The organism is Teredinibacter haidensis (genome assembly GCF_014211975.1).
Classification (GTDB): Bacteria; Pseudomonadota; Gammaproteobacteria; order Pseudomonadales; family Cellvibrionaceae; genus Teredinibacter; species Teredinibacter haidensis.
On the sequence record NZ_CP060084.1, the window covers coordinates 1,639,475 to 1,656,049 of the forward strand.

The following is a 16,575-nucleotide window of genomic DNA, read 5'->3' on the forward strand; positions in this document are numbered from 1 at the left end:
AAAGCCGAAAGTGAAAATAGCAAATCAGCCCCGCCCACGATCGCGACTACAGCTCTTCCAGCTGATAATCGCTGTTCACCGGCACGCGCATACTGTAACCCCGCGCACTTTGCAGGCCGTAGTTTCGCTCCAGTATTGATGAAACAAAACGCCAATGCGCCGTTGCCTGTTCGTGAGTGAATTCCAAGATCAGCAGTCCGCGATCACCGACATTGACATAGTGTAGATCCTCTACCAGTGAGACGATGCCCTGCTCCACAGCAGCATAGGCCGCAGGCTCAATAGCCAGGTATTGCTCTAAGCCGGGTGAGCTGATGGATGTTGTCGCAAACTCAACGCCAACGACATTATCGCTGCTGTCTCGAAGCCGGTTCGCCCAGGCATTGTGTGTGTCACCGGCGACAACCACCAAATTGGCATTGGCGGCTTTTGCAGCGGCATAAACCAACTCTCGCTCTGCGCCATAGCCATCCCAGGCATCCAGGTTATATGGAATAGCGGGAGCCTGAAGTAACGCGACAACGGTTGGCGTCAATCTCTGCTGATTCGCTTCCAGGTAGCTAAATTGCTCTGCGTTCAGCCCGCTATCGCGCGCCTGTGCACGCTGAGCCAGGATAGCCAATTGCCCAAGCTCTGCATATTCGGTCACACTCAGCTGTTGTGTCGCAATCGCAAACGGCAATAACATACTGCCCATCAGAACCTGTTGACCCAACAGTTGCCACGTTGCCGTCGATGTCAACATGGCATCGGAAAGCCACTCACGCTGTATCGAGCCCAGCATTTTGCGCTGCGGATTATTCACTGCAGTGGACAATCCGACAAAATCGAATGAACCAGTGCTGGCATCAAAAAAGTCTGTTATTGCCAGAGGGGCATCGCGCGACTCATGGCGGGTATCTAACATTAAGAGATTAACCAGATCGCCCCACTCGAACTGGCGATAAATGCTGGAGGGCGACGCCAGGTCCGAATCGACACCGGCAGTAACCGGCCGAATTGGCAGCCACTCAAAATAAGCCCGAATAGCCGCAAGCTTTCTATCGCTATAACTGCCCTGACTTTCACTATGATTTTCTGCGCCGTTTTCCCAGGCATCGTTAGCAACTTCGTGATCATCCCATACCAAAATAAATGGCGCGGCGGCATGCGCAGCCTGCAGATCCGGATCTGAACGATATTGTGCATAGCGCGTGCGATAGTCATCCAGTGTTAGCAGATCACCCGCCGGTTGAGGCACACGCCCCAGCATTTCTGCATTTTCGCTGGCGTACTTGCCAGCACCATATTCATAAATATAGTCGCCCAAGTGCAGCACCAAATCCAAACCTGCGGTATTGGCAACCTCACGATAAACATGAAAGTACCCTGCCGGGTAATTTGAGCAGGAAAGCACCGCAAGTTTGAGCGAGTTACTGCTGCTTTCTGGCAGGGTTCGTGTTTTACCCACCACAGAGTTTTCACTGTCGCTCTTAAAGCGATAGTAATACTGAGTGTCGGCATCTAGCGCCTGCACATCGACTTTTACGGTGAAATCGCTAGCCATGGATGCCGTGCCCGAACCGGACGCAACAAGCTCTTGAAAACCGGCATCACGAGCTATATCCCACGCCAGAGAAGCCTCGGCTTTACTGGAATCAGCTGGGGTCAAACGTGTCCAGAGAATAACGCTATGCGTTAAAGGATCGCCCGAGGCCACACCATAATCAAAGCTGCCCGCATCCAAAGAATTATCATCACTACCGCCACAACCGGGTAGTACAGTTGTAACATAAACTCCGCCCAGCCCCGCAAGGCTGGCGCGCACAAATTTACGTCGCGTTATTACCGGCATAATCACTCTCGCTCTCAGTAAAAAACGCCAGTATTCATGTCGTTAATTACATCTTCGTGACAGTCATTGAAGCGCCGCTTAACGCTTATACTTTTTACTGAGAGAAAATTTCGGCTTGCAGTAACTCCCCCTCCCCCCGCAAAACACATACGGAACAATGCGGTTTCTACCAGAAAAAGATCGGCAGCAACAAGCCCATTCGGCAAAGTACGCGCTACGTCTTCCTCTGCACATAAAGATGAACTTGTCCCTACAATGCACACCCCTCCACTTACCTAAGAGGTGTCAGATGGCACAAAGAAAGCGTTACAAAAAATCAGAGATCCTCTATGAAACTAATGTATATATTACCCATTTTGTTTTTGGCTGGTTGCGCATCAAATTCTGGGGGGTACCAATGGGAAAAGATACCTATATGGTTTCACGTCAAGCTGCTACAGGTTTTTCTGGTATGGGCACCCTAAAAGCTGGTGCAATGCGTGAGGCGTATTCTCAATTTCAGAAAACACGAAAAAGTGTCGAGGTCATAGAAACAGTTGATGCGAAGCCACTTTATATTTTTGGTAACTTCCCTAATTTTAAGTGCGTAGAATAAAGTTTATGCTCAGCAGGAAAAATGCTACAGGCGATCTACCCGAAACCAAAAGCGCCGTGGCTTTGTATCAACTTACAGGGACACACACTCCAATTTGTCAGTAATTATTAATACTGACGTAACGGTAGTAAAATGAGTAGCGAAACAGAAGCGGATATTCCCTATATCTCATTTTCCAGCGCGTCAAATGATTCGTTTAATAACTCTAAGATAGGGCGCTTGTTGCCCTCACGGCTTAAGGTATCAAACGCAAGACGCATTGCACCAACGGCCGCCATTGCAACCATCCTGAGACCAGTCTCCCTTCCTTCCTCCGGCCATTGTTTACGCAGAACCTCAAACAGAATTTTCTCTTGCTGTACATAAGTGGCTTGTTTTCGAGCCTGAACGGCGTCGCTGGAGCGCATTATGCAGTCAATAGCGATCATGTCAGCAGCGGGAAAAGGTGCACAGACCTTTATGATCGCACTACGCACTGCATCTAGAGGCCGTTTACCTTCCAGTTCGCCTTGTAGGGCTGCAACAAGAACCTCACCCATTTCGCTTTGCATGGACAGCAGAATGTCATCTTTGGATTTGAAGTAATAAAAAAACGTTCGCCGGGATATATCTGCTCCAGCGGCGATGTCATCTAGAGTCGTCGCCTCGTAACCCTTTTCGATGAAAAGGCGCATACCTACATCAGCAATACGTTGCGTGGTCTCTCGACGCTTTCGCTCCCTCAACCCCTCACTTGGCAAATCGATATTGGTGATTGTTGTCATGCTTCGCCCCCTTGCAAACTTGCACTGAGTGTAATATTATTTTTGCACTCAGTGTAATTTTAAGAAGGTGTAATTATGGCACAGTGGACAGCATCAGATATACCATCCCAACTTGGTCGTTCAGCTATTATTACGGGCACGGGGGGACTAGGATTTGAAGGTGCCTTGGCGCTCGCGAAGGCAGGTGGTGAGGTTATTATTGCCGGTCGCAATGCTGAGAAAGGCGCAGCGGCGATTGCGAGAATCCACTCCGAGGTGCCGTTTGCGGCAGTCCGATTTGAGCTGCTCGACCTTGCGAGCCTTGCATCGATAAAGAACTTTGGTGAACGACTACGGAGCCAAAGAGGCAGCCTTGACCTACTTATCAACAACGCCGGTGTGATGGTTCCGCCTAAGCGGCAGGAAACCGAAGACGGTTTCGAATTACAGCTTGGAACCAACTACCTTGGCCACTTCGTACTGACGGCAGAACTGATGCCGCTCTTGGTCAAGGGTAAGAGCCCGCGTGTCGTCACACTATCGAGTATTGCTGCGCGTAACGGTGCAATTAGCTTTGACGATCTGAATGCGCAAAAAAGCTATACCCCAATGCAGGTTTACAACCAGTCGAAACTTGCCTGCCTTATGTTTGCATTTGAGTTGCAGCGACATAGCGAGGCCAATGGATGGGGGGTAACCAGCATTGCCGCACATCCGGGCATTTCACGTACCGATCTTTTGCACAATGCTCCCGGCCGCCGGAGTGTCATTGGTATTACACGCTCCCTTTTGTGGTTTATGTTCCAACCTGCATCGCAAGGCACGCTGCCTACCCTTTTCGCAGCAACATCTCCTTTCGCAAAGGGTGGAGCCTACTATGGGCCAGACAAATTGGGCGAAATACGGGGGGCTCCTACTGAAGCGCAAATACCTCCGCAGGCATTGGATGTAGAGGTTTCTGTACGCTTGTGGGAGGTTTCAAAAAAACTAACGGGCGCATCGCTATGACAACTGACTTGTGACTCCACGAATCACACAAATTAACGGGACCTAATTATGCAAAACTACATCATTTACTCGGCCTTTGGCTGGCTAACACTGAGCGGAATATTGCATTTCGCTATAGACGTCGTTTCCCAATATTTACGTGGAACCCGTGCTAACAGCCTAGAGACAACGCTGTATTACGGACTGAATTCTGCGTTCTCTTTAGGACAAGTAGCTTTCGGAATGTTAGGTCTCTATATCGCCTGGCGAGCCATGTATCTCTTAAAGGCAGCACCTGTATTAGTTTTGTGTGCATTTGCGGGTCTTGGGTGGCTCGCACTCACTTTTCTTTTTATGGAATACTCGGAGCCCAAATTAGCAGTAAGTATCTTTTGCATGCTTATCCTTGCCGCTCTCATTGTCAATTGAGATTTTTATAACATGATTTACTCAGTTCTCGGAAGTTAGCTTTCTATTTGGCACAAAGATCTTGCCGTAGCGAGTGCTGTATAAATCGGTAATATTCCTGAGATTGATAAATCCTCGTTAGAGATATCTTGTTTCATCTGCGGATATTTAAGCCATGCAATATCTGATTGAATCCCTATAAATGTTATTCAAATAAGATTCTTCGGTTTTCAATAATTTGGGGGATTATCCCTCATATTTATATCTTTTTCCTGAATACCAGGGGCTTCCAGATATTCAGGCGCAGCCGCTCTAGCAGGTGAGCTGATTATTTTCGAAACCCTAATACCGCACTAGGGGATATCCATTACCTGGTAAACCCGGTAGGTGTTTGGCTACCAACATCGGGCTCGTTCCCACGCTCCCGCGTGGGAATGCATAACTCGCTACCAACATGTACAAACCTCCAACAAACCCGGCAAGCCTGCGTAATCTTTAGCACTGGAGTATCGCCAATGTACTGCCTTATCAACATAGCCACGCTTAATCGGATTTTGGTGAATATATTCAATTTTTTGCCTCATCATATCCTCGCCTTGAATTAACTCAGGGTGCACCCCTTCCTGCCAAAATTGGTAAGCACGATCGTGCTTATAGGCTTTTTTATAGAAAGCTAACTGATCCAGAATCTGCCTCACATTATTTTCAGTAAGATAATGAATCAGTTGTTTGGCCGTCCATGATTTTAATCGGGCAATGTCTTGGTCCAGCGCCTTGCTTTGCAATACAAAATGGCAGTGGTTTTCTAAAACGACCCAAGCATACACGTTGAGGCCTTCTTTGTTTAAAAAGCGCAACGAATCCAGCAGGATGTTGACGGTTTCTTTGCGTGTGAATACGGGTATCCAATGCAACACCGTCAGGGTGACGAAGTGAGGCAGTTGTGGCTCGGTAATTTTGTAGCGGCTTCTACCCATTAGTTATGGCTCCGTATGCGTTCCCACGCGGGAGCGTGGGAACGAGGGAAAACTCTAGAAAATACCTGGCTCGTTCCCATGCTCCTGCGTGGGAACGAGTGAGGCAGTTGTGGCTCGGTAATTTTGTAGCGGCTTCTACCCATTAGTTATGGCTCCGTATGCATTCCCACGCGGGAGCGTGGGAATGAGGGAAAACTCTAGAAAATACCTGGCTCGTTCCCATGCTCCTGCGTGGGAACGAGGGAGGCAGTTGTGGCTCGGTAATTTTGTAGCGGCTTCTACCCATTAGTTATGGCTCCGTATGCGTTCCCACGCGGGAGCGTGGGAACGAGCCCCAGTTACGCATTCCCACGCAAACGTTCTGCTTACCCTAGAGGCTTTAGCGCACGCTGCAAACGTTGGGTTAACCGTTTGGGGTTTGCATTAGTCAAAGAAACCGAATCACATTTTTGAAAAAGACTGAATATTGTAATGGCTTCTACAAACGCCATAAGAACTACATCTTCGTCAAAGCTGTGCGGTTCTAAATGCAGTGATTTGATTTCTAAATGGCTGCTTTTTCGATGAGCCTTACAATCTACCCGCCCAACAAACTCATCGCGGTAAAGTAATGGTAGGCAAAAATAGCCATAGCGGCGCTTGGCGGCGGGAACATAGCATTCTATCTGATAGTCATATTGAAACAGTGTTTTAAGGCGTTCGCGCTGAATAACGCTATTGTCGAATGGCGAAAGAATCAGCATGCGGCTGTTCACCCGGGGAAGACGGCGTTCGAGCGCACCGGTTTCCAATATAAAAACTTCGCCGCTGTCTACTTGCACCTGCTCTAAAGTACGCTGCGCCAACCTTTCGTTTACCAAAGCTTTCACCGTTTTGCGGAGATCAGTACTTCGGCGCAAATACGTCAGCCCTTTAAGCGAAACAATGCCGTGGCAGCGCAACTGCTGCTCTACAATATGCGCCGCAAATTCTTCCATACTGGGCATTTGCAAATTAACCTGAGATGGCAGTACCCGCTCGGTTAGATCATAGGTTTTTTGGAAACCCTCGCGGTCGCTAACCATTAGGTCGCCTTCCATATACATCTGTTCGAGTGCTTTTTTGGCGGGCTTCCAGTCCCACCAACCTGCCCGTTTTGAAGTGTTGGTTTCTACATCTCGGGATCGTATCGGGCCATCTGAACGGATGCGTGCCAATAATTCACCCATAAGCTTTTTATCACGGGTTTTATACCAATGTGTTTGGCCGCTTTTAATCGCATGCTTGTAGGGTAAAGAGAAACGAAAATCGGCGATGGGTAGAAAAGCAGCTGCGTGTGCCCAATACTCAAAAATGTCCCCATCGAGTAACATTTGATTGGTCATGGCTGGCTTGAACGCAGGCACTCTAGAATGAATAACATGATGGTGCGCTCGCTCCACCACCGATATAGTATCAATCTGTACATAACCCAATTGGTTTATCGCTTTTCGTGCTCCCGCCAAACCACGCCCGTAGGGCTGAGCCTGCAACAAGCCCTGTGCCGCCAGAGCAAGGCGGCGTAGACGCGCCAGATCTTGAGGACGTTTAATTTTAATCATCGTTATATAACCTATTCCCACGTTGGCAAAGGAGAACGAGTGGTAGCCACTTTCATTCTATCGGGCTCGTTCCCACGCTCCCGCGTGGGAATGCATAACTGGCTACCAACATGTACAAACCTCCAACAAACCCGGCAAGCCTGCGTAATCTTTAGCACTGGAGTATCGCCAATGTACTGTCTCATCAACATAACCACGCTTAATCGGATTTTGGTGAATATATTCAATTTTTTGCCTCATCATATCCTCGCCTTGAATTAACTCAGGGTGCACCCCTTCCTGCCAAAATTGGTAAGCACGATCGTGCTTATAGGCTTTTTTATAGAAAGCTAACTGATCCAGAATCTGCCTCACATTATTTTCAGTAAGATAATGAATCAGTTGTTTGGCCGTCCATGATTTTAATCGGGCAATGTCTTGGTCCAGCGCCTTGCTTTGCAATACAAAATGGCAGTGGTTTTCTAAAACGACCCAAGCATACACGTTGAGGCCTTCTTTGTTTAAAAAGCGCAACGAATCCAGCAGGATGTTGACGGTTTCTTTGCGTGTGAATACGGGTATCCAATGCAACACCGTCAGGGTGACGAAGTGAGGCAGTTGTGGCTCGGTAATTTTGTAGCGGCTTCTACCCATTAGTTATGGCTCCGTATGCGTTCCCACGCGGGAGCGTGGGAACGAGGGGAAAACTCTAGAAAATACCTGGCTCGTTCCCATGCTCCTGTGTGGGAACGAGTGAGGCAGTTGTGGCTCGGTAATTTTGTAGCGGCTTCTATCCATTAGTTATGGCTCCGTATGTGTTCCCACGCGGGAGCGTGGGAACGAGGGGAAAACTCTAGAAAATACCTGGCTCGTTCCCATGCTCCTGCGTGGGAACGAGGGAGGCAGTTGTGGCTCGGTAATTTTGTAGCGGCTTCTATCCATTAGTTATGGCTCCGTATGTGTTCCCACGCGGGAGCGTGGGAACGAGGGAAAACTCTAGAAAATACCTGGCTCGTTCCCATGCTCCTGCGTGGGAACGAGTGAGGCAGTTGTGGCTCGGTAATTTTGTAGCGGCTTCTATCCATTAGTTATGGCTCCGTATGTGTTCCCACGCGGGAGCGTGGGAACGAGGGGATTGCAGCTAAAAGCATCAACATCCGAGCTTGGAGGTGCCCTACTCAAGCTAAAAGCTTCAACACTCTAGCTAAAAGCTCCGCCATTGCAGCTAAAAGCTTCAACATCCGAGCTTGGAGGTACCCTACTCAAGCTAAAAGCTTCAAAACTCTAGCTATAAGCTCCGCAATTGCAGCTAAAAGCATCAACATCCGAGCTCTGAGGTGCCCTACTCAAGCTAAAAGCTTCAAAACTCTAGCTAAAAGCTCCGCCATTGCAGCTAAAAGCATCAACATCCGAGCTCTGAGGTGCCCTACTCAAGCTAAAAGCTTCAAAACTCTAGCTAAAAGCTCCGCCATTGCAGCTAAAAGCTTCAACATCCGAGCTTGGAGGTGCCCTACTCAAGCTAAAAGCTTCAACACTCTAGCTAAAAGCTCTGCCATTGCGACTAAAGGCTTCAATGTGCTGGCTTGAAGGAAGCTCCTTGGCCAAAAGGTTTGCTCTTAGGATGGCGTGCTTATGCTGGTTCGGCTTCGGTTTGGTTTGCCGCCGGGCTGCCTGCTTTGCCTCGGCGCTGAAAGCGTCTGGCTAGGTCGCCGTATATAGTGCCAGCATTGGCAATACTGTTTTTGGCCGCCAGTTGTACGCTTCGATAGTAAATCAGTGCCTTTTGGTAGGCTTCAGAGCCGCTCAGCATATGGCTGTCGCTGAGGTTGCTTAGCATGGGCTGGAGGCTGCGCAGGAGCTGGCTCAGTATATCTGTGACCTGCATATCCTTTGCGAAGGAGGCCTGGTCTATAAAGCTGGGCAAAAACTCCGGGTATTGGCTTGTGTATTCCAAGCTTTTGTTGACAAAGGAACGTGTGGTGTTGCCCATTTTGGGTAGCGACATGCGTTCTTCAGGAGTAAGGCTAATTAAATGAGGCGCGAGCTTTTCGGTAAGGGTGGTAACCGCGTTGATAATTTCGGCCAGATCTTCCTCGGAAATGTTTATATCTAATCGACTATTTTGCACCATAATGTGAAATTCCTTTCTATGGGTGTTGTTAATAATAACGTGGGCAATAATGGCTGCGATGGTCACTGCGTGGATAACGACTAGTGCTGTCATTATGGGTTTACGGGCAAGATACTCGCTCCATAAACCACTGTGCGGGGTACCCTAATAGCCACGCCTTACCGGGTCAACGCTTGTTTTTGTGTTCTTTGTGTGCGCTCAAATATTTCCGCTTTGTAGTAAGTAGCACAAATGGGATTCTGTGCTTAAAGCTGTATATACCAGAGATGGTTTCGTTGTATCAGAAGCTCTCTCAAAGATCACAGTTGAGGAGCTGCTGGGTGAGTATTACGACAACACACAGGACGCAACTCAACGGTGCCTCGTGGTTTCTTTGGTGGGATCAATGAGGAGGTAGCCATGCAGGGCGTCCTGGGTGTAACCCTTTTGGCTGCTCAGCAGTTCATGATTAAGCAGCTTCTCCATGGCAAGGTTGATGTCGACACACTGGAAACCATACCAAGCCTCGATGAGTTTTCAACGATCGGAGAGTATGTTGACCACCTGTACAGCTCGAACTTTCAGAAAGAAGTGGCCTAAGCTGTGACTAGGCACAGCCTATTGGTTCACACGGCCTATAGGTTGCCTTTTTTGGTGTTTAACACGGCTAAATTTGAAAATCCGGCTTTAACAATTCTGAATACAAGCCTACTCACAACGTTTAACACCCTTATTTGGAACCAGTTTGAAATAATTCCTTGAGTAACAGAGTGTTACAGTGATTACCTGATTCGGCATTTTCCGAATTTATTTCGGAACCGTATTCTGACATTTACAGAAAAACCTGTTGTAGAACCGGACAAAGCGGGAAACCTAAGCGAACCAAGATTGAGACGTTCGGTACATCGAGCTAAACAGTCGTCTCGACCCGCTAGGCTCTAGCAAACTTCAGCAGCGCCTATACGCGACCACTGTGAACTATGCAAGAGCGCGCTTTCCCAAAATACACCGCTTTACCTTCCCACTATCAATATATAATGGGAAGGCTTGATCACGCTTGGCTGTCTGCAAACGAGCCAAAGGGGAAGTTAGCTAAATGGATGCCCCCATCGTTATTTTTTATTTCAAGGATATTGAGACTCACTAAATGAAGAAAATATCTGCCTCTAGAAAAAGTCGTGCAGTGTTAATAGGGTTATTGCACAGGCAAAATCGTACGAAACAAGGGCGTAGAGCTGATAGGAAGTGTAAAGGTCAGGCGAAAAGCCAAGATCACGAAGAGGGTTGGCTTGACGGGTTGGTTGAAAAAGGCCTAAATGCGCAGATCGTACGTAGAAGAAGTGTTGATATCTATCTTCCGACAAAAATGAATTTCTCTGATAGGTATGACGAGACAATCTTGTACATTACGGCGATTCGTAAGCTTGCCAAAGCTTTTTCTAGCCCTCATACCCTATACAGGATCGGACACGTCCACTTTGATGACTTACAGCAAATATCAACCTCTGCGGCCTTAGTTTTAACTGCAGAGTTGTCGCTTTGGCAGGATCAGCTACCAGGCAATTTGACTCCAAGACTGGAAACATGGAACCCCGAAATACTCACTCGCTTTAGGGAGCTGGGGTTCTTCGACTTATTTGGTCATGGCAAACTTAATTTGCCGTGTAATGGAGAAGATGCTCAAATTAAAATTGTTAAATACGTAAAGGGTAGCTGTCAAAATAAAAGCCATGGCCTTAAGTCAAAGATGTTAGACATTGTTGGAAGAGAGAAAATCGAAAAGTGGCCGATGCTCAGTGGCGGTTTAGACGAGGCAATTACCAACGTAGGTCATCACGCCTATCCAGAAGGGCATCCGATCGCAGATCACGATAAAAATTGGTATTTAACTGGCGCCTTTGATACGGAAACAAATGAAATGAAAGTGGTTTTCTATGATCAGGGCGTTGGAATACCTGGTTCTTTGCCAGCATCAAAGTACTGGGAAAAAATCACAAAGCTCCTCTCAGAGTGGGATATACCATTGGCCCAGAGATTGCATCACTCTACTCTTATCAAGGGAGCGATGGAGCATTCTAGGACAAGAACTGACAATGAGAATAGGGGAAAGGGGCTCCAAGATTTACTGGAGTTTGTTAAGGAAAGGGGGGCTGGTTACCTCTCTATTCTAAGTGGACACGGACTGTGCAAGTATTCGATTGAAAATGGGAAAGAGAGAACGAAGACAGAGCATTTCTCATCCCCTGTGTTGGGGACTTTAATAATTTGGAAAGTAACCCTTGGAAGTAGGCCCAAAGTATGAAGGCGTTTAATATTGGAAAGCAGTTTAATTCTCATCCGATAGGCCGCTATTACAGTGATGGTGAGGGAAGCGGAGAGGAATTTAGGGAGGACTTTCTTCTTCCCAAGTTATCGGCATTGGGGGAAGGAGAAAAGCTTTGTGTCATAATCGATGACGATGTAGATGGCTACGGCTCGTCATTTTTGGTTGAGGCATTTGCTGGCTGTGTGATCTATGGCCACTATAAATCGCAAGAACTCCTTTCGAAACTGGACATTGTGTTCCATGACGAAGAGTTTGAGTTCTTTGCTAAACGGGTCTCCAAATATATAGCGGATGCGAAATACAACTCTGAAAAATACGTAAAAACTAAAAAGGCGTAGGATGGCGGATTTTGATCGTTTGATTGAGTCTCAAAATCACCTGCTCGAACAGTTGATTTTGGGTACGAAGATAGAGTGGTGGTATTCACTATTCTCTACAGCGGCGGGCGGAGTGATTGCCGCTTTAATGGGAGCTGCAGTTGCGTATATATTGACCGACAAACTGCACAGAAAAGATGATCACCGAAAGTGGCTTCAGGCGCAGAAAATATCTTTGGTCAAGCTGGTTGAAGAGTTCGAGTCACGTTCTATCGAGTATTGGAGCAGAAATCGTTGCGAGGAAAAGGATACGACTGACGAAATTAAAATGAAGGTATTACATAGTCAGATTCGTAGGAATTTCAAAATATTTACCAACAAAGACGTATCAAACAAAATAAGCGACCGAATACATGATTCGATTGCTCAACTCTATGATCACGCTTTAGGCGGTACATTTGAGAGTCAGGATAAAAAAGTGTCTACGAAAAACGTAAGAAAGACACAGAATTTTTGCGGATCGATAGTTACCAGTATTGCAAATTTATAGCAGTTTGGCATGAACAATATTGGCGTGTATAAAAATGCCGAAATTGAATCGAATTGCATTTCCTGGGTTTAATATCTAACGCCCCCTATCTGGCCGAAAGTCGCCTGTTAGATTAGGTCAAGTCGTTTCGGCCAAAACAGCCAGATCAAAAGTGAGCCACGGCTATGATTCAAATTGTTCACCAAGCTCTTTGGCGCCCAATCTTTGGTTAACGTGACGATCTAGTCATTTTCCATAGTTCGTTTGCAGTCTCTTCTATTTCAGGCAAGCTTTGACTAACTGAGTCTACAACGCAGTTGATTGCACTTGCTGTGAGAAACCCTTGCTGGTCGCTCTCTTCGGCTGTAGCTGCATTAATCGCCATTGGTTCAAGTCCAGAATGAGGAATTGAATTCTGCACTTTGATTGTGACTGGCGCTATATATCGCAGACCACCAGCCCCCTTCTCAATATAATCGAGGCTTTTGAAATTATCATACTTGGGGAATAACACATGGATGCAGAGCAATATGGCTCACTCACCTATAAACAAACCGCTAGCTACCATGAAAAGCTACGGGCGCAGGTGTTTCGTAATGCTGAGAAGGATTTTGGCGGTCTTGGAATCACTCTCTCTGAAATCTCTTTCAAAGATGCCAATGAAGCAAGCTCTTGGAAGAAACTGTGGCCTAAGCCTGAGAAAGCGGCGACTTGGGATTGGGTGCGACTGTACAATGAGCATCATGGTCGCGGCGGGGCTAGACGGTTCGACATGGCGATTAGACGGGGCGGAACGCTGCACGGGCTATGTTACGGTATGATGGAACGTAACAGGCTTGTGCTAAGACTTCACGCCCTTGAGCGCTCCCCAGTCAATAACGAGTTGGCAGGTAAGGTACTCGATATTACCCTCTACGCAGCAGACCTGTACGCCAGCATTAATGGTGCGCAGGAGATCTGGCTGTGTGATCCTGTTTCCCCTGCTCACACGCGGCTTTATCAAAGTAAGGGTTACAGCCCTGTTACCAACTGGCGGGATGATGTGACCCACTTGATGCTGAGGTTAAAATGATGAATGACGACGAGCTGGACAGCGAGATTCAGAAGAAAATTGACCAAGCCAAGAAAAATATGGCAGAGAAAGGCCGTAACTATGACGGGCTGGGGGATGCTATTGAGAAGGAAGGTCACGAAGGGCCATATTTTGGGCCACGCAATGATATTGAATACAGAAAATTAATTAAGGATATCCGCGAATCGGGGAAAGATGATGACGACGACGAACAACAAAAAGAATAGCGCTGACGCAGGTATTCAAAAGAAGCTCGATGCTATTAAAGGCAAATCAAAACATGATGCCAAGTTAATGGCAACGAAGCTCAACGCGCAGCGCAATAAAGCCAAAACGCCCTGACATTTCATAGCGTTATAAATGGCAAAGGTAATCCGCCTCTCTCAAAAACAGAACGCGCAACTAAGGGGTAAGCCCGATAAGGAATTAGCCCTAGCTGCTGCACGTAGATCTATGGAAGGTGTGCGTCGTAATCGTCATATTCAAGAGCCAGAACAGCTGGCTTCTGGCAAGTCAGACGAAAACGGAAATATGGTGATCGCGGAGGAAGTAATTTATCTTATTCACCATATTTCACACTCTCAAGTTGGCACATCCCGGTGTCCGCTGTTGGCCGTTACCGGATCTCAGGAATATTTCAAGGTTACCGTTGGCTGTGTTAGGTTGGGGTACGTAACAATCTAAGTTCATATCCGTTGAACTCTTAACCATAATGTCAAAGACTATGTTCAGTGCTACACTCTTTACCAAATTCGCGTTGTATGCATTGCCCTTTAAATAGGTGAGGGAGCACTTATGAGTGCCATATGGCATGTTTTTCAGATCAAATGGTCATTAACCCTAGTCGTTGCGGGGTTCTCCTGCTTCGCTTTCTCTGACTCTAGTAGTAATAGCCTCTTTAACATGTCGCTTGCTGATTTGTTAGATGTAACAATTTCTAGTACCTCCCATTTTGATGAGACAAAGATGAGTTCCGCGACAACCGTTGTGCACAGCTCTCCCATTCAATGGAAGCAACAAGGGGCAAGAACACTCGGTGAGGCACTGAGCCATATGCCATCTTCGATAGGCGTACAGGGCGCCGGAACAACTCAAATGTTTGCCGTGCGCGGGTATTTCGATTTTGCTGCGGATACGGGTATCGCCGTTCGTTTGGATGGTATCCCTATGAACAAAATAAGATCCGGTACGGGTTTGCTTTCGGCGAATGGTTATGATCTTGCCGCTTTGGAAAGTCTTGAATTAATAAGGGGGCCTGGCTCATCGTTGCACGGAACGGATGCCTTTCACGGTGTATTGTCCCTGCAAACCAAGTCGCACTCCAATGATAGTGAATATGGAAAAAGTACGAGTGTTTCCAGCGCTTTGGGGAGTCACGACTATTCTGCGCTTTCTGTGAGTAGCCACACTGCCGAGCAAGGTACTCATCAGGCTGGCACGACATTAAGTTATCGAAAGTTTGGCGATCAAGACTTGCGTTACCCTTATACAGAGCCGGCGAGTGGACTGCATAAATCTGGCGAAAGAAGTAATGAGCAGGAAATACTTAATGGTGTTTTCAGCTATATGTATACGCCTAACCAAACTACTGAATATATCGGAACGGCCTATTTGTTTAAGGTAGACGCTAATCAGTTACCCGGTGTAGGGAGAGAAATTTTGGGTGAATCATTGCAGGAGGACAAAGACTGGTCTGACTACAGCAGTTTGACTAGCGTTCTGAAAGTTGGGATTAACCACCGGCGTTCGGAGCGTTCTTCACTGTCTGCCTTTGCGTATTATTGGCGTAATGTTGATTTCTTCAGTACCGATTTAAGCAATACTTTTTTGGGATTTCGTCTTGATGAGGATCGCGAAGAAAGTCATTTTGGTTTTCAGGTTCTCAATCGGCATGAGTTTCGTGATTCGTCCGTGGCCTATGGTTACGACTTTCGGTCGGGATCTCTTGATGATTTTGCGGAGACGCTTATTGGTAAAGACGATAGTGTTACCAACAATCAGCGTGTAGAGACAGGTTTCAGTGATGATGTTCACAGCTTGTTTTTTGATGGCAGAACGTCAATAGCGTCGAGTAGTATCGATTTTGTGTATGGCTTGAGGCTAGATAAATATACGTCTTTTGATCTGCAAGCTAGCCCGAGGCTTAGTTTGATAGGGCCTGTTGGTGAGGGCTCTGTTTGGAAGCTTTCGTATGGACATGCTTTTCGTGCTCCGAACCTATTCCACCTTTACGGTGCCTCTACAACAAAGCCCAATTTTGATATACAGCCGGATCAGTTGGATAACATTGAAGTTGTCTTTCAGCGCCAAGTACAAGATTATTTTGTCAGCGTGACTGCCTTTAAAAACTGGTGGAGTGATGCGATTAGATCGGTGCTTTTAGATCAGCCCGAAGGTGATTTTGTACTGCAATACCAAAACACGGGGAAAAACGAGGCTTATGGAGCCGAGTTTGAGGCGAAATTTGAAAGAAATAGAAGCCGAGCGGATCTTTCGCTATCCTATATTAAAAGTAGGAATGTAGATTCGAATGACGATTATGCGGCTTTTCCAGACTGGATACTAAACCTAGGGCTTGGTTACCAGCTCTCCGATCGTTTGGATGTATATATGAACAATCGGTTTCATCATCGACAGGAAGCCTCTGAGTCGGGCGTTTCTCAAGGGAGTCGTCAGTTTTTTCGAGCGGATGTGATTTTTAACTGGGAGCAAACTGAAAGACTTACTGCGCAATTCGCAGTGAGGAATCTATTCGATAGGAACAATTATTTACCTTCTTATTTTGGGCATGAAGAAGGTGTTCCTGATACGGCTATCAATGCCTCTGTCTCCCTGAATTTTCGTTTCTAAAAGTGAGGGCGATCAATCTAATCTTACCTTTAATTGTTAAAAGTATAAGCTTTCCCGCAGGCTAATTGACTTCTCTCTTTGCTAATTATTTGATAATAATGAATGTACGTCGGGATCCTTTTTCGGCCTCAACCACTAGCTGGACAGTCATAGTAAGGCGTGGGTTAAGGTTGCGTAGGTTATCGGGTAAGGACGCATTCGCCTGAAAATGAAAGCTAGGTACTGCCTACGATAAGTACTTTTTAAAACCCTTCTGACCCATGAATAG

Annotated in this window: 16 protein-coding genes; 10 read left to right on the plus strand and 6 right to left on the minus strand. The window is 46.9% G+C overall.

Annotated features, from left to right (window positions below; genetic code table 11):
• Positions 1-46: 46 nt before the first annotated feature.
• A complete protein-coding gene (locus H5715_RS06335; RefSeq protein ID WP_075187347.1) occupies positions 47-1,834 on the minus strand; it encodes an alkaline phosphatase D family protein in 1,788 nt (595 codons plus the stop codon).
• A 289-nt stretch (positions 1,835-2,123) separates the two neighbouring features.
• Between H5715_RS06335 and H5715_RS19960 the strand changes: the two genes are divergently transcribed.
• A complete protein-coding gene (locus H5715_RS19960) occupies positions 2,124-2,429 on the plus strand; it encodes a hypothetical protein (RefSeq protein ID WP_221892351.1) in 306 nt (101 codons plus the stop codon).
• 161 nt (positions 2,430-2,590) lie between these two features.
• Here the strand turns inward: H5715_RS19960 and H5715_RS06345 are convergent, their stop codons facing one another.
• Entirely contained in the window at positions 2,591-3,193 is a 603-nt protein-coding gene (locus H5715_RS06345; protein ID WP_075187346.1) for a TetR/AcrR family transcriptional regulator, read from the minus strand.
• Positions 3,194-3,268: 75 nt separating this feature from the next.
• Between H5715_RS06345 and H5715_RS06350 the strand changes: the two genes are divergently transcribed.
• Positions 3,269-4,180: an SDR family oxidoreductase gene (locus H5715_RS06350; protein ID WP_075187345.1), complete on the plus strand. Its 912-nt coding sequence runs from the start codon at positions 3,269-3,271 to the stop codon at positions 4,178-4,180.
• An 833-nt stretch (positions 4,181-5,013) separates the two neighbouring features.
• Here the strand turns inward: H5715_RS06350 and H5715_RS06355 are convergent.
• The 4 genes from H5715_RS06355 to H5715_RS06370 form a co-directional block, all read right to left on the minus strand.
• Positions 5,014-5,544 (minus strand): REP-associated tyrosine transposase, encoded by a 531-nt coding sequence (locus H5715_RS06355; RefSeq protein ID WP_185906608.1) that lies wholly within the window; start codon positions 5,542-5,544, stop codon positions 5,014-5,016.
• A gap of 365 nt (positions 5,545-5,909) precedes the next feature.
• Positions 5,910-7,124, minus strand: a complete 1,215-nt coding sequence (locus H5715_RS06360; RefSeq protein WP_075186670.1) for a winged helix-turn-helix domain-containing protein — start codon at positions 7,122-7,124, stop codon at positions 5,910-5,912.
• A 102-nt stretch (positions 7,125-7,226) separates the two neighbouring features.
• Complete coding sequence (locus tag H5715_RS06365) at positions 7,227-7,757, minus strand: REP-associated tyrosine transposase (protein ID WP_075184711.1); 531 nt, start codon at positions 7,755-7,757, stop codon at positions 7,227-7,229.
• A gap of 976 nt (positions 7,758-8,733) precedes the next feature.
• Positions 8,734-9,327, minus strand: coding sequence for a hypothetical protein (locus tag H5715_RS06370; protein WP_083607934.1), 594 nt, complete (start codon positions 9,325-9,327; stop codon positions 8,734-8,736).
• 306 nt (positions 9,328-9,633) lie between these two features.
• Here H5715_RS06370 and H5715_RS06375 point away from each other — a divergent pair, with 306 nt between their 5' ends.
• From H5715_RS06375 to H5715_RS06410, 8 genes are all read left to right on the plus strand, one after another.
• Positions 9,634-9,813 carry a hypothetical protein gene (locus H5715_RS06375; RefSeq protein ID WP_075184691.1) on the plus strand — a complete coding sequence of 60 codons (180 nt, stop codon included), beginning with the start codon at positions 9,634-9,636 and terminating at the stop codon, positions 9,811-9,813.
• A gap of 547 nt (positions 9,814-10,360) precedes the next feature.
• Positions 10,361-11,515 carry a hypothetical protein gene (locus tag H5715_RS06380; RefSeq protein ID WP_075184690.1) on the plus strand — a complete coding sequence of 385 codons (1,155 nt, stop codon included), beginning with the start codon at positions 10,361-10,363 and terminating at the stop codon, positions 11,513-11,515.
• On the plus strand, positions 11,512-11,877 hold the full coding sequence (locus H5715_RS06385; RefSeq protein WP_075184689.1) for an STAS-like domain-containing protein: 366 nt from the start codon (positions 11,512-11,514) through the stop codon (positions 11,875-11,877). The genes H5715_RS06380 and H5715_RS06385 overlap by 4 nt, the downstream gene beginning before the upstream one ends.
• A 1-nt stretch (position 11,878) precedes the next feature.
• Positions 11,879-12,406, plus strand: coding sequence for a hypothetical protein (locus H5715_RS06390; RefSeq protein WP_075184688.1), 528 nt, complete (start codon positions 11,879-11,881; stop codon positions 12,404-12,406).
• A gap of 493 nt (positions 12,407-12,899) precedes the next feature.
• Positions 12,900-13,457 (plus strand): hypothetical protein, encoded by a 558-nt coding sequence (locus tag H5715_RS06395; RefSeq protein WP_075184686.1) that lies wholly within the window; start codon positions 12,900-12,902, stop codon positions 13,455-13,457.
• The gene (locus H5715_RS06400; RefSeq protein ID WP_075184685.1) at positions 13,454-13,684 is read left to right on the plus strand and encodes a hypothetical protein; all 231 of its coding nucleotides are present in this window, start codon (positions 13,454-13,456) and stop codon (positions 13,682-13,684) included. The genes H5715_RS06395 and H5715_RS06400 overlap by 4 nt, the downstream gene beginning before the upstream one ends.
• A 133-nt stretch (positions 13,685-13,817) precedes the next feature.
• Entirely contained in the window at positions 13,818-14,141 is a 324-nt protein-coding gene (locus H5715_RS06405) for a hypothetical protein (protein WP_075184684.1), read from the plus strand.
• Between the two features lie 111 nt (positions 14,142-14,252).
• Positions 14,253-16,307 (plus strand): TonB-dependent receptor plug domain-containing protein, encoded by a 2,055-nt coding sequence (locus H5715_RS06410; protein WP_083607933.1) that lies wholly within the window; start codon positions 14,253-14,255, stop codon positions 16,305-16,307.
• The last annotated feature ends 268 nt before the right edge of the window (positions 16,308-16,575 follow it).